This is a genomic window from Rhizobium brockwellii (assembly GCF_000769405.2).
Classification (GTDB): Bacteria; Pseudomonadota; Alphaproteobacteria; order Rhizobiales; family Rhizobiaceae; genus Rhizobium; species Rhizobium brockwellii.
The window spans coordinates 132,623-144,790 of record NZ_CP053442.1 but is presented as its reverse complement, the minus strand read 5'-3'; the positions used below and the strand labels follow the sequence as shown (position 1 = coordinate 144,790).

The 12,168-nt window shown below is 59.6% G+C and carries 13 protein-coding genes and 3 pseudogenes; 9 read left to right on the top strand and 7 right to left on the bottom strand.

All coding sequences use genetic code 11. The features are described 5' to 3' along the window. Positions 1 to 22 precede the first annotated feature (22 nt). Both RLCC275e_RS31070 and RLCC275e_RS31065 read right to left on the bottom strand, forming a co-directional pair. Positions 23 to 438: pseudogene (locus RLCC275e_RS31070) on the bottom strand (hypothetical protein); the annotation flags it as partial. 279 nt (positions 439 to 717) lie between these two features. Then, positions 718 to 1,275: a VOC family protein gene (locus RLCC275e_RS31065; protein WP_033183984.1), complete on the bottom strand. Its 558-nt coding sequence runs from the start codon at positions 1,273 to 1,275 to the stop codon at positions 718 to 720. A 314-nt stretch (positions 1,276 to 1,589) separates the two neighbouring features. Here RLCC275e_RS31065 and RLCC275e_RS31060 point away from each other — a divergent pair, with 314 nt between their 5' ends. From RLCC275e_RS31060 to RLCC275e_RS31040, 5 genes and pseudogenes are all read left to right on the top strand, one after another. Then, positions 1,590 to 2,303 carry an SDR family NAD(P)-dependent oxidoreductase gene (locus RLCC275e_RS31060; protein ID WP_033184121.1) on the top strand — a complete coding sequence of 238 codons (714 nt, stop codon included), beginning with the start codon at positions 1,590 to 1,592 and terminating at the stop codon, positions 2,301 to 2,303. Between the two features lie 70 nt (positions 2,304 to 2,373). After that, the gene (locus RLCC275e_RS31055) at positions 2,374 to 3,006 is read left to right on the top strand and encodes a DsbA family protein (protein WP_033183985.1); all 633 of its coding nucleotides are present in this window, start codon (positions 2,374 to 2,376) and stop codon (positions 3,004 to 3,006) included. 36 nt (positions 3,007 to 3,042) lie between these two features. After that, positions 3,043 to 3,279 (top strand): tautomerase family protein, encoded by a 237-nt coding sequence (locus tag RLCC275e_RS31050; RefSeq protein WP_033183986.1) that lies wholly within the window; start codon positions 3,043 to 3,045, stop codon positions 3,277 to 3,279. A gap of 309 nt (positions 3,280 to 3,588) precedes the next feature. Beyond that, the gene (locus tag RLCC275e_RS31045) at positions 3,589 to 3,978 is read left to right on the top strand and encodes a tautomerase family protein (protein WP_033183987.1); all 390 of its coding nucleotides are present in this window, start codon (positions 3,589 to 3,591) and stop codon (positions 3,976 to 3,978) included. A gap of 149 nt (positions 3,979 to 4,127) precedes the next feature. Next, positions 4,128 to 4,829, top strand: a pseudogene (locus tag RLCC275e_RS31040) (type 1 glutamine amidotransferase domain-containing protein). Positions 4,830 to 5,046: 217 nt separating this feature from the next. Here the strand turns inward: RLCC275e_RS31040 and RLCC275e_RS31035 are convergent. Next, complete coding sequence (locus tag RLCC275e_RS31035) at positions 5,047 to 5,451, bottom strand: host attachment family protein (protein ID WP_033183988.1); 405 nt, start codon at positions 5,449 to 5,451, stop codon at positions 5,047 to 5,049. A 58-nt stretch (positions 5,452 to 5,509) separates the two neighbouring features. After that, positions 5,510 to 5,653, bottom strand: coding sequence for a hypothetical protein (locus RLCC275e_RS31030; RefSeq protein WP_165403685.1), 144 nt, complete (start codon positions 5,651 to 5,653; stop codon positions 5,510 to 5,512). Between the two features lie 489 nt (positions 5,654 to 6,142). Between RLCC275e_RS31030 and RLCC275e_RS31025 the strand changes: the two genes are divergently transcribed. From RLCC275e_RS31025 to RLCC275e_RS31015, 3 genes are read left to right on the top strand one after another with little or no spacing between them, the layout of a single operon-like run. Continuing rightward, a complete protein-coding gene (locus tag RLCC275e_RS31025; protein WP_033183989.1) occupies positions 6,143 to 7,279 on the top strand; it encodes a DUF3734 domain-containing protein in 1,137 nt (378 codons plus the stop codon). Next, the gene (locus RLCC275e_RS31020; RefSeq protein WP_033183990.1) at positions 7,269 to 8,009 is read left to right on the top strand and encodes an acetoacetate decarboxylase; all 741 of its coding nucleotides are present in this window, start codon (positions 7,269 to 7,271) and stop codon (positions 8,007 to 8,009) included. The genes RLCC275e_RS31025 and RLCC275e_RS31020 overlap by 11 nt, the downstream gene beginning before the upstream one ends. A gap of 12 nt (positions 8,010 to 8,021) precedes the next feature. Then, the gene (locus RLCC275e_RS31015) at positions 8,022 to 8,804 is read left to right on the top strand and encodes a 3-hydroxybutyrate dehydrogenase (protein WP_033183991.1); all 783 of its coding nucleotides are present in this window, start codon (positions 8,022 to 8,024) and stop codon (positions 8,802 to 8,804) included. Positions 8,805 to 8,929: 125 nt separating this feature from the next. Here RLCC275e_RS31015 and RLCC275e_RS31010 read toward each other — a convergent pair. Beyond that, a pseudogene (locus RLCC275e_RS31010) lies at positions 8,930 to 9,163 on the bottom strand (hypothetical protein); the annotation flags it as partial. A gap of 130 nt (positions 9,164 to 9,293) precedes the next feature. Here RLCC275e_RS31010 and RLCC275e_RS31005 point away from each other — a divergent pair. Beyond that, positions 9,294 to 10,205 carry an acetamidase/formamidase family protein gene (locus RLCC275e_RS31005; protein WP_033184122.1) on the top strand — a complete coding sequence of 304 codons (912 nt, stop codon included), beginning with the start codon at positions 9,294 to 9,296 and terminating at the stop codon, positions 10,203 to 10,205. Positions 10,206 to 10,267: 62 nt separating this feature from the next. Here RLCC275e_RS31005 and RLCC275e_RS31000 read toward each other — a convergent pair whose 3' ends face one another. Beyond that, positions 10,268 to 11,170 (bottom strand): NAD(P)H-binding protein, encoded by a 903-nt coding sequence (locus RLCC275e_RS31000; RefSeq protein WP_082229855.1) that lies wholly within the window; start codon positions 11,168 to 11,170, stop codon positions 10,268 to 10,270. Between the two features lie 95 nt (positions 11,171 to 11,265). Continuing rightward, positions 11,266 to 12,123, bottom strand: coding sequence for a helix-turn-helix transcriptional regulator (locus tag RLCC275e_RS30995; protein ID WP_033183993.1), 858 nt, complete (start codon positions 12,121 to 12,123; stop codon positions 11,266 to 11,268). Positions 12,124 to 12,168 lie beyond the last annotated feature (45 nt).

Here is a 12,168-nt window from a genome sequence, read left to right as displayed (position 1 = left end):
TCTCCATAGCAGCGAACGCGTCTAAATCGAAACCGGACGTGTTCTCGTCGATGAAAGTCCTGTCGAGGACGCCGTCGCCACCTGCGGCAAGACTTGCCGTATCGAGCTCGAAGACTGCTTTCATCAGGCCTTTGAGGCGGCCAGATCGCCGCCGACGCGGAGCTGGTGATAGGTCTATGCGATCGGCGTGGAGGACATCGTGACCATCTCGACGGAATCTTGAGGCGCCGCGAACCGCTCGATCACGCGGGGGTCCGGCCACGCGCATCCGGGACAGTCGAATCCTTCCCGTTGGTTCGCCTTTAGCAAGGTTCTGCTGCCCTGCGCTACGATCTGCTGACGGGCCAGCGTTTTGGCAACCGCCTTCAACGCGTCCCAGCCACCTGCCGGATGGTCGTAGCGCCTAACACCTTGGGGCGGGTCTTCTTCATTGTAGATTCCTTGAAAGACTTGAATCCGCGGATGCCTGTCTGGCGAATATATCTTCGGTGGCCATTGCGTCTACCCATCTCGGTGTTCGAAAGAGGCCGTCTCCCGGCGGAAAAGGAGACGGCCCAGGCGGATCTTGGCTAGATCCGCGCGCTCCGGCGGAGGGGAGGACGCTGGAGCGTTTCGCTGCTTTGCAGCGTATCACCCTTGTCGAGGAACGGAGGCGATGTCGGCTCGTCACTCTACGGACAGAAATACGGTGAGCAAAAGTCCCATCAACGGGTCCGTTTACTTCGCGGATCCCCAGACGGCGTCGTGAAGCTGCGTCGTGAAGCTCGTGTCGCGGAGCGATCCAGGAAGACGCGCCGTCACCTCCTGCAACGTCCATGCGTTGCCATCGGGATCCTCGAACGTGACATACGAGGCGTAGCTCTTCCTTTCGGGATTCGGTCCCTTGGCAATTCCCTTGCCGTTGGAGTGATGGAAGATTCCGCCGACGTCGTGGAAAGGGTCGCTGACCTTCACGCCGCGTCGTACGAGGTCGTCACGCGCGGCAAGGACGTCGGACACGACGAGATGCATGCCCTGGGCGGAGCCGGGCGCCGCCGTGGTGATGTTCTGGCCGAACATCACCGAGCCTCCGGAGCCAGCCGGGGTAAACTGGACGATGCGGTAATCGTCGCCCGTGGCGTGGTCTATGTCCAGTCGCCAGCCCAGGCTTTCGTAAAACGTTCTTGAACGATCCACGTCGGAGACCGGGATCACGACGAGTTCAAGGTTCATGCTGGTCAGTCTTGTATCTGACGTCTTAGACGGGGGTTTCGCTTGCTGCGTGGCGTCGGTCATGTCGGCTCCTATTGTTGCCCCGCCTCGGGATCTCTCGGCGGCGACCTCAGGCTACAGAGGTGGGTTCCGGACCGATATTGTCCGAAGGTGTGCCCCACACCTTGGTATCGGCTGCGTCCGTCCTCGCCTACACGCGGGATCTTCGGAGCGCGCAGATAGCTGCGGTAGCAAGACATTCTCCCGAAAAACGGCGGAGTGAATGCCGCTCTTCAGTAATTCTCCCGATGAACGTCAGCACTTAAATCAATTGCACCGACGCCGAGGGCGGAGGGCGGCCCGAGCAAGGACCGCTGCAATTGAAAAGGATGTATATCATGAGCAATCAGCAGAAGGTCGCCATCATCACCGGTGCATCGCAGGGCATCGGCGAAGGTCTGGTCCGCGCCTATCGCGAGCGGAACTATCGCGTGGTCGCCACATCGCGTTCGATCAAACAGGGTTCGGATGACGGCGTACATGCCGTGGCGGGCGACATCTCCAATTCCGAGACCGCAGAGCGCGTCGTCCGCGAGGCGATTCAACGCTTCGGCCGGATCGACACGTTGGTCAACAACGCGGGCGTGTTCACTGCAAAGCCTTTCGTCGACTTCACTCAGGAAGACTACGACCTGAACTTCGGCGTGAACGTTTCGGGCTTCTTCCACATCACGCAGCGGGCGGCGAGGGAGATGCTCAAGCAGGGCTCCGGCCACATCGTCAGCATCACCACGAGCCTCGTAAACCAGCCGGTGTCGAGCGTCCCCACGGCTCTCGCTTCGCTCACCAAGGGCGGTCTGAACGCCGTCACGAAGGAACTGGCCATCGAGTTCGCCAAGACGGGTGTCCGGGTGAACGCCGTGTCTCCTGGTATCATCAAGACCCCGATGCACGCTCCCGAGACTCACGAGTTCCTCTCCGCTCTCCATCCGGTCGGCCACATGGGCGAGATAAGCGACATCGTCGACGCCGTGATCTACCTCGAGAGCGCAAGCTTCGTCACTGGAGAGATCCTACACGTCGACGGTGGCCAGAACGCCGGCCGCTGGTAGGCCTCGACCAGGAAGCGGGCACGTGGCGTGGATATGCCGCGCGCCCGGCAAGCGAGTGAAAGGAAAGACAATGGAACTTGTACTAGCCGCCGATCCGATGTGCTCGTGGTGCTATGGATTCGGCAAGCAAATGGGACTGCTGCTTGAGCGACATCCGGACCTATCCTTGACGATCATTCTCGGTGGACTGCGCGCGGGCGCGACCGACGTTCTCGACGATGCGGGCAAGCAGTTCAGACTGCACCACTGGGGCAAGGTCGAGGAAGCCAGCGGCGTACCGTTCAACCGAGAAGGCCTCCTCGCCAGAAAAGGCTTCGTCTACGACACCGAACCCGTGTGCCGTGCGGTCGTGACCGCTCGTATCCTCCGGCCGGACGCGGATCTTCTGAGCGTCTTCCGGGCATTCCAGCATGCCTTCTACGTCGACGCGCTTGACACCACGGACGGCGCCATACTGGCTGAGACCGGATCTCGCGCACTCACCGAACTCGGTCATCCCGTCGTCTCGGAGGAATTCCTGGCAGAGTGGAATAAACGGAGCACGATCGAAGAGGCTGCGACGGATTTCGCGACGGTACGCGCCATGGGTGTTTCGAGCTTCCCGACGCTGTTCTTGAAGAAGGGTGAAACTCTTCGCAAGGTCGGCGCTGGATATGCGCACGTCGACGAACTTGAGAAGCACCTTGCAGCAATGGCCGCCTAACAGATCGATAAAGGTATCGAACAAGGAGAATAGGAAATGCCAATAGTCACCGTACAAGTAACCCGTGAAGGCACGATCCCTGATCGCACTTCGGTCACTCCCGAGGAGAAGGCAGCAATCATCGCCGGCGTCAGCCAGGTCATGCTCGACGTCCTCAATAAGCCGCTGGAATCGACATATGTGGTGATCGAGGAGGTCGAATTGGACAACTGGGGCTGGGGCGGCCTTCCAACCGTCCAGTACCGGAGGAAGAAGGCTGAAGGAAAAGCTTGATCTCAGGGTGATCCCAACGAAGAAAATGCAGGCCGCCGGTCACCACCTGCGGCTTGTGCGTTTTTCGCCGCCGCCCGGATCTCGGTGCATGCAAGGACCGAAGCTCTCGGCTCGACGACAAAGGATGCGGACCGTGCCGCGAACGAACTGGGTTCTTTCCCAGCTACCTCGTGGTTCGAGGTGCCGCGGCAATCGGAAAGTGGTTTTCCCGAGCCATTGAGGCGTCGACATACCATCGTGCAATAGCTTTGGATTTTGTCAGGAGGATATTTGTCGGCGACGCCGTATTCAGCAATCTTGGAGACGCCAATGCCCCTTGTCAAAGTCCATATTCTGAAAGGTCGCCTGCCGCAGGAGATCGACGTGCTGCTTGATACGGTCCACGAGGTCGTCGTGAAGTCCTTTGGAGTTCCGCCGAGAGACCGGTACCAGATCCTTCAAGAGCACGAGGCGTCACATTTTCGCGCGCTCGACACCGGGCTCGACATCGCTCGGACCGAGAAATTCATCCTGCTCGAAATCACCAGCCGTCCGAGGTCTCGCGATGCGAAGGTGGCTTTTTATTCAAACCTCACGCGCGCGCTCCAGGCTCGTTGCGATGTGCCGCCATCCGACGTGATGGTCTCGCTGCATATCAACTCGGACGAAGACTGGTCGTTCGGCATGGGCAGAGCGCAGTTCCTGACCGGCGAGCTCTAAAAAACACACATGCCCCGGGTCCAGGGGCTTTCACCCACACCAAGGTATCGGCGTTACCAACGTGCACATGCAAAACTCGCCGATCTGAGACATGCTTCCAATCGTGCAGCCAACCGGCTGCGAAACAGAGAAGTGGAAGGAGCCTACACATGAAGGTCCTCATGGTATTCACCTCACATGACACCCTCGGAAGCGCAGGGCGCAAGACTGGCTTCTGGCTCGAGTAGGGCGCTGCACCATACTAGGTCTTCCGCGATGCAGGCGTCGACTTGACTCTCGTGTCACCCAAAGGCGGTCAACCTACGATCGATCCAAAAAGCGATCTGCCGGAAAATCAGATACCCGCGATGACGCGGTTCAAGGCTGACAAGGCCGCGCAGAAGGTATTTGCGACCACCAGGAAGCTGAGCGAAGTCCGGTCCGAAGACTTCAACGCCGTCTTCTATCCCGGCGGCCATGGCCCGATGTGGGACCTCGTGGACAATCCGGAGTCCATCAAGCTGATCGAGTCCTTCTACAACTCCGGCAAACCAGTAGCGGCAGTCTGCCACGCGCCGGCGGTGCTTCATCGCGTAAACTATAAAGGCGCACCGATCGTCAAGGGAAAGCGGGTGACAGGCTTTACCAATGGCGAGGAGGAGGAGGTGCAATTGACGAAGGTCGTGCCTTTCCTCGTTGAAGACGAGCTCAAACGTCTCGGCGGCCTGTATGAGAAGAAGGCGAACTGGGAGAGTTTCGCTATTACCGACGGAAGGTTGATCACGGGGCAGAACCCGGCATCGTCCACCGCGAGAGCACAGGCGCTCGTCAAGCTTCTCACCAGTGTGAAGGCTGGCCCAGCCGCCGTCTAGACTGATCATCGATAGGCGAAAAGAGGCCGCGAGATGATGCACTCGCCTTTCAGTTCGGTCGGCCAGACGGCGTTGGCTCCGAGGTCGCTATGAACTCTTGTCCCGCCGTCAGCCGATCGTCCCCTAAGACCGTCCACATCAACGCGACGGCGGTCTTCCAAATCTACCAAGAGTGCTAATGACAGGGCGTCTCGATGCCCTATCCCGCGGCAGAAACTCAAGCCCCCAGGACGGCCTTCTCGATGTCTTCGACCGAGTGGCCGGTGAGCTCCTTGGGGATTTCAAGCAGGAGTTTCGCAGCAAGAAACTTGTGGTAGTGCTTGCGCAGTTCGCCCAGCGAACGCGGTGCGGAAATGATAGCCAGATGTTCGATCTCGCCTTCGAGCACTTGCTTGTTAAGGTACTGCGCGATGCCTGCGGAGAACCCGTCTTCGGCGAGCTGGCTGTCATCCGGATTTGCCGACGTGCTTCCGTGACGTCCGCCGGAGCCTTTGGCTTCGTCCACGATCGATACGCCATGTATGAGGGACAGACTTAGCTCCGGACCCGACCCGTTATTGCGATAGAGGTCTAGCTTCTCGCCGTCAGTGACGGCGACGACTGTGCCTTGCGGTAATATCATTAGGGATTCCTGTGAAGATGGCGCTGCTCACGAGGGATTTCGCGAGCGGCTAGTCCAGCTAGGCAAACTCGGATGAAGACGCATTGTTCCGGAGGCGACGTTTCGCTCTTCCTGCCAACACCAACGTCATCCGGTCGGCGATGACTTTCGACAAAATCCCGATCCGCTGCGGATCGCGCTCGCTCATCGAATTCAGTCCCATCCGCAATCTCCCAGGTCATCAAACCCGGGGAGTGTGACATTCCAACTTTGCAGAAACAGGACACTTCAACTTTGCGGCTACAACTTTGCGGCACAATATTTGCGGCGTAATCAACATTATGGAACATAAGAATGCCTCCTGTCTCGAAGCGAGACTTCATTGATTGAACCAGCTGACGACTGTGGTCGAACGGCGTAGAAAGCCTGAAATGAAGGATTGGCCTGGCATGGGTGAATTCGGAGTCTACATCTCCACACAGCCAGTGCTGTCACATTTTGTTGCATTGCAAGATGCGCTCGGCAGGACTACCAAAGGGCCTCAATGATTGCGAACAATCCGCCGCTTTGACTAGCAAGCCTCTGAAATAACTTGGAATACGATGATTGAAGAAGCTTTCCTGCATTACTAAAACTTAATCTGCACTGTGCAGATTGATGGCCTTCCCTGTGTTATTTGTTAGCGGCCGCAGCATTTAAGGAAAAGCGTCCCGTGAGTACTATTCCGACAGAGAAAACCGTGCTGGTGTTTCAGGGCGGTGGTGCTCTGGGTGCCTACCAGGCCGGCGCTTACGAAGCTTTGCATGAGGCTGGCATCCGCCCCGACTGGTTGGCCGGGATATCTATCGGCTCAATCAACTCAGCCATCATTGCCGGAAGCCCCGTCGATCAGCGTGTCGATAACCTCCGGACCTTCTGGCATCGGGTCTCCTCCGGATTGCCCGGCCATTTTCTCGGCAATGGCAATGCGATGCGCAAATGGTTCAACGAATCCTCGGCCTTTCTGGGGTCCTTGACCGGCGTTCCCGGCTTTTTCACGCCGCGTGTCTTTGCGCCATGGAACATCCCGGGCGATCCGATGGCCGCGATCAGCCTTTACGACACCGCGCCGCTGCAGGAAACACTCGCCGATCTGGTCGATTTCGACCTGATCAACTCGGGTGCCATCCGTCTCAGCCTCGGCGCGGTCGATGTTGTTAGCGGCAACTTCAATTACTTCGACAACCGCGATTGCGCTTTTTCGCCCAAACACGTGGCCGCCTCCGGAGCACTGCCGCCGGGTTTTGCGCCTGTCGAGATCGATGGCCGCTTTTATTGGGATGGCGGTATCGTTTCCAACACGCCGCTGCAGCGCATTCTCGGTGGTAGCGAGTTGGAGACAGATCTCTGCATCTTCCAGGTCGATTTGTTCAGCGCCAAGGGCGTGCTGCCCAAGGATGTCTTTGACGTCGATGCCCGCGAGAAGGAAATCCGTTTTTCCAGCCGCACCCGGCTCAACACCGACCAGTTCCGCAAGCTTCAGTCGGTGCGCATGGCGGCCAAGCGGCTGATGGAAAAGCTGCCGCCTGAGCTGAAGGACGATCCTGATGCGAAGCTTCTTGAAAGGATCGGCAATGATTGCGCCGTCACCATGGTGCACCTGATCTATAGGCGTGCCGCCTACGAAACCGGATCCAAGGACTATGAGTTTTCGCGGCTCTCCGTGGAGGAACACTGGAAGGCCGGCCATGACGATGTGGTCGAGACGCTAAAACATCCAGAGTGGCTCAACCGGACGCGTCCGACCAATGGGATACGGATTTTCGACCTTGCCGAGCAACGCCTGCGTGGGAAAAACCATGAAAATTGAAGATGTCGTTCGCAATGCCTTTGCCATGCCGCTGACGAGCCCATCCTACCCGCCAGGGCCGTACCGCTTCGTCAATCGCGAATATATGATCATCACCTATCGCACCGATCCGGAGGCCCTGCGCCGGGTCGTGCCGGAGCCGCTGCAGTTCGATGAGCCGCTGGTGAAATACGAATTCATCCGCATGCCGGACTCGACCGGGTTTGGCGACTATACCGAATCCGGCCAAGTCATCCCGGTGACCTATGAAGGCGTACACGGCGGTTACGTGCATTCTATGTACCTCAACGACGACGCGCCGATCGCCGGTGGCCGCGAGATTTGGGGCTTTCCGAAGAAACTGGCCGAGCCATCGCTGACATCCGTCAAAGATGCGCTTGTCGGCACGCTTGACTATGGCGGTCAGCGCGTCGCCACCGCAACGATGGGCTTCAAGCATCGGACACTCGACAAGGCGAAAATCCTCGAAAGCCTGATGCAGCCGAATTTCATGCTGAAGATCATTCCACATGTCGATTGCACACCGCGCATCTGCGAGCTGGTGCGCTACTATCTGGAGGATCTGACGGTGAAGGGCGCGTGGGAAGGCCCGGGCGCCCTGGCGCTGTTTCCGCATGCACTGGCGCCGGTCGCCGACCTGCCGGTGCTTGAGGTTAAATCCGCCATCCATATTCTCTCGGACCTGACGCTGGGCCTCGGCGAAGTGGTCCATGATTATCTTGCAAAATAAGGAGTCCAAACCATGAAGCTTAGGGACAAGGTCTGCATCGTCACCGGCTCGGCCAGCGGTATCGGGCTGGCGATCGCCAAAAAATACGTTTCTGAAGGTGCCAAGGTCGTCATCGCCGACCTGAAGCTCGAGGCGGCGGAAGCGGCGGCCAAGGACCTGACGGCTACAGGCCCGGGCGAGGCGATCGGTCTTGCGATGGACGTCACCAGCGAGGAAGCCGTGAATGCCGGCGTCGCCGCCGTCGTAACCAAGTGGGGCCGGGTGGACGTGCTCGTCTCAAATGCGGGCATCCAGATCGTCAACAAGATCGAGGACTACGCCTTTTCCGACTGGAAGAAGATGCTTGCCATCCATCTCGATGGCGCATTCCTCACCACCAAGGCTTGCGTTCCCCACATGAAAGCGCAGAAGGGCGGCGCGATCATCTATATGGGCTCGGTGCATTCGCATGAGGCTTCGCCGCTGAAATCGGCCTACGTCACCGCCAAGCACGGCTTGCTCGGCCTTGCTCGTGTGGTCGCCAAGGAAGGCGGACCGGATGGCGTGCGTGCCAACGTCATCTGCCCCGGCTTCGTCCGGACGCCGCTGGTCGACAAGCAAATTCCGGAACAGGCAAAGGAACTAGGAATTTCCGAAGACGAGGTCATCAAGAAGGTAATGCTCGGAGGCACGGTGGATGCACAGTTTACCACGGTCGACGATGTCGCCGAAGTGGCGCTGCTATTTGCCGGTTTCGAAACCAATGCTCTCACCGGCCAGTCACTCGTCGTCAGCCATGGCTGGTACATGCAGTAACGGTCGCGCTGCTCAATCCTGTTGAATGTTGCTGTCAATGCCGCGTTGTGTGCATAAGGGAAGATCCTTGGCTTCGGTCAATGTCGCATCGGGAGCCGGCGCCGCAACTAGATCGGTTCTGTTTTTCCGATATCGTTGCCCTTGTCGTCGAACTTGCGATAGGACTTCTCGCTCCATGTATCGAAAGCGATGCGCCGCAGACGGCTATCCACTTCGTCGGTGATCGCATCCGTGATCGGACCGACGCCGAAAAATGGATTGGACGGCAGCTTCGGCGCTCCCGACTTCGTCAGTGCCGGCAATCTCTGATCGACAGCGCCGCGTGTCCGAAAAGACGCGCAAGGGACGCTGTAGCAGATTGAATTGCTGCATAATTTTATCCTTAAATCGATTCCGGTTTAAGCAATTATGCAGTAGTCTCGAACTCTCTCCGCCGGGCAGTTCAGCCGCAGGCTCATGACATTCGAAACGAGCGAGAGCTGTATTTTCATGACCACTCACCGCTTCATTCCGACGAGCTTTCACAATGTCATCGGCTCTCTTCCGCCGGCCCTGTACATCGCCGACGGCGATACCGTGGTCACCGAGACGCTCGATGCTGCCGGGCATGACAAGGACGGCATCAAGCAGACATCCGGCCCCAATCCGATGAACGGCCCGATCTTCGTGGAAGGTGCCGAGCCCGGAGATGCGCTGAAGGTCGAGATCATCAGCATGATCCCGACCAGGGACACGGGTTTTACCCGCAGCGTCGTCGCCGCCAATGTGGTCGATCCCGAGGCGGTTCGCGACCTGCCGCCGCGCGATATCGCCATCTGGGCGATCGACCGCGAAGCCCTGACCGTCCGCCTTTCCGAACCGGTTGCAGGTCTTGAAAATTTCGTTCTGCCTCTCGCCCCGATGATCGGCTGTTTCGGCGTGGCGCCCAGCCTCGGCCAGGCGATATCGACCGCCACCAGCGGCGAATATGGCGGCAACATGGACTATCGGCTGTTCGGCCCGGGCACCACCGTCCGCTTGCCCGTAGCCGCCCCCGGCGCCCTGTTCTTTCTGGGCGACTGCCATGCCGTGCAAGGGGATGGCGAGATCGTCGGAACCGGCATCGAGACGACGTTCGAAGTCACGGTGCAGCTGACGGTGGAAAAGAAGGCCGGACTGGTCTGGCCGCGCGGGGAAACCGCCGAAGACATCTTCACCATCGGCAATGCCCGGCCCCTCGATCAGGCGCTCCAGCACGCGACCAGCGAAATGTTGACCTGGCTGGCATCGGATTATGGTCTGGACAGAACGGCGGCCAGCCATCTGCTCGGCCAGGTGGTGCGATATGACGTTGGCAACGTCTTCGACCCGGCCTACACGATGGCTTGCCGTGTCGCCAAGAAATGGCTCATTCGCCGATAGAGGTTCTCGGGAGCTGCCGTCCCCGGCAGGACTCCTCTCCGTGCGTCACGTAATTGAGACTATCACGACACCGCCTGCCGGACATCAGGACGAAATGGTTCAATGGCAGCGGAAAGCTCCGTGCGGCCACGACGGATTTCGCCGACGCCGGCTTCGGCTTCAATCAAGCCCTTGTTGTGCACATCGCCCAGCCTGACGATCAGATCGGTGTAACTTTCCGAAAGTCCTGCGCGCATCAGCGTTGCCGGCCAATCGGCGCGCGGCAGTTCGCGTGCGACGACGCTCCGGGTCAATAACCGCCCCAAGGCCGCAGCGATCTCGAGCGCCGTGTATTCGCGCGGCCCCTCGCCATGGATGATCCGCGGCAAAGGGCCATGATCCTCGTCGACGAGCAGAAGGTTTGCGGCCATATCGCCGATATCGGCGGCTGAAACGGTCGGGAAGGGTCGTTCCAGCGGTTGGTGCATGCTCGGCATCACGCCGGTCTCATTGGCGATCTTCAGATAGCGTGCGCAGTTTTCCATATGTTCGGCCGAACGCAGAAAGACCATCCTGGCGCGGCACTGCCGGAACCGCTCCTCCATCGCTCGGAACAGGCTGGTAATGCCGGTATCGATCGTCAGATGCGCACCGTAATCGGAGATCGCCAGGACGCGCGGCGGCCGGGCGGCGTCGATCGCCTCCGCCATCCGCTCGATCGACTGCATCATCTGGTGGCTGGCATCGGCGGCGCGAGGGTCGATCGGGCAGATGAGCTGTACAGCCGCCGCGTCTCTCATCGCGAGCGCCATGGCATCGGCATCGCCGACCTCGGCCATGGCGATCTCGCATCCGAGCGCCGCAAGGGGTGCGGCCTTGGCGGGATCGCGGAGCACTGCCCTGACCGGAGCGCCCTCGCCCCGAAGCCTTGTTATCGTTGCCTTGCCAACCTTGCCGGTGGCGCCGAAGATGACAAACATGATCATTCCTTCTCTGTTCGCAGTCGAAGGAATGATGCGCTGGCGCTAAGGGGCATTGCCTGCGCATTCGGCCGATCCGTTGCAGGATCGGCCATTTTTGATCAATTGCGCAGGCGGGCGATGGTGCCGGGGCTGACGCCGACCAGCCGCTTCATGCTGTTTGCCATATGGCTTTGATGCGCGAAGCCTGCTTCCAGCGCGATCTGGCTCAGCGGCAGGCTGGAGCTCCGGATCAGTGCCTCGGCACGCGAGATCCGGCGGTGCATCACATATTGATGCGGCGGCATGCCGAAACTGTTTCGAAACCGCGTCTTCAGATGCGAGAGGCTCAGTCCGGCAAGACCGGCCAGGTCTGCAAGGGAAAGCGGCGTATCGAGATTATCCTCGATGTAGTCGGCAAGCAGCCGCTTCTGACGGGGCGAGAGCGCTCTGCCGCTATCCACTGGACGAGCGCTGCCGCTGCCCGCCTCGACCAGACGGAGCGCGAGGGCCGTCGCCAGCGTATCGGCGTAGAGATTGTCGGACGGCACATTCGCTTCGAGTTCCGCTTTCAAGGCCCAGACGACTGCCTCGAGCCGCGGATCACGGAGTTGAAATTGCGGCACGATTGCCGTTGCGGGATCGCGGCCGAGGTCGATGGCAGCCCGATGGAAAAGATCCTTGCTGATCTTCAGTCGCAGGATCGTGCATTCGCGGTCGTCCTCCCAGACGCCATCGAGGCCGGCTGGCACCACGTCGATATCGCCATGCTTCTGCAGTCGGCGATGCTCCCGCCCGTCACAGCGGCATTGGGCGCGCACCGGCCGGCCGACATGAATTCCGAGGCGATGATAGGGCGTGCCCGCAATATGCGTGCGGCCAGGCGGAATGCGCACCAGATCGGCCTCCAGGCCGTGCCAGCCGCGTCCCCTGCTCGTTGCGAGGATTGTCGCGCTCCCTGCCTGCGGATGATCGTTCATCGGTCCGTTCCGTCGTTCTCGAATGGGACCAAGACTATCTCAAAC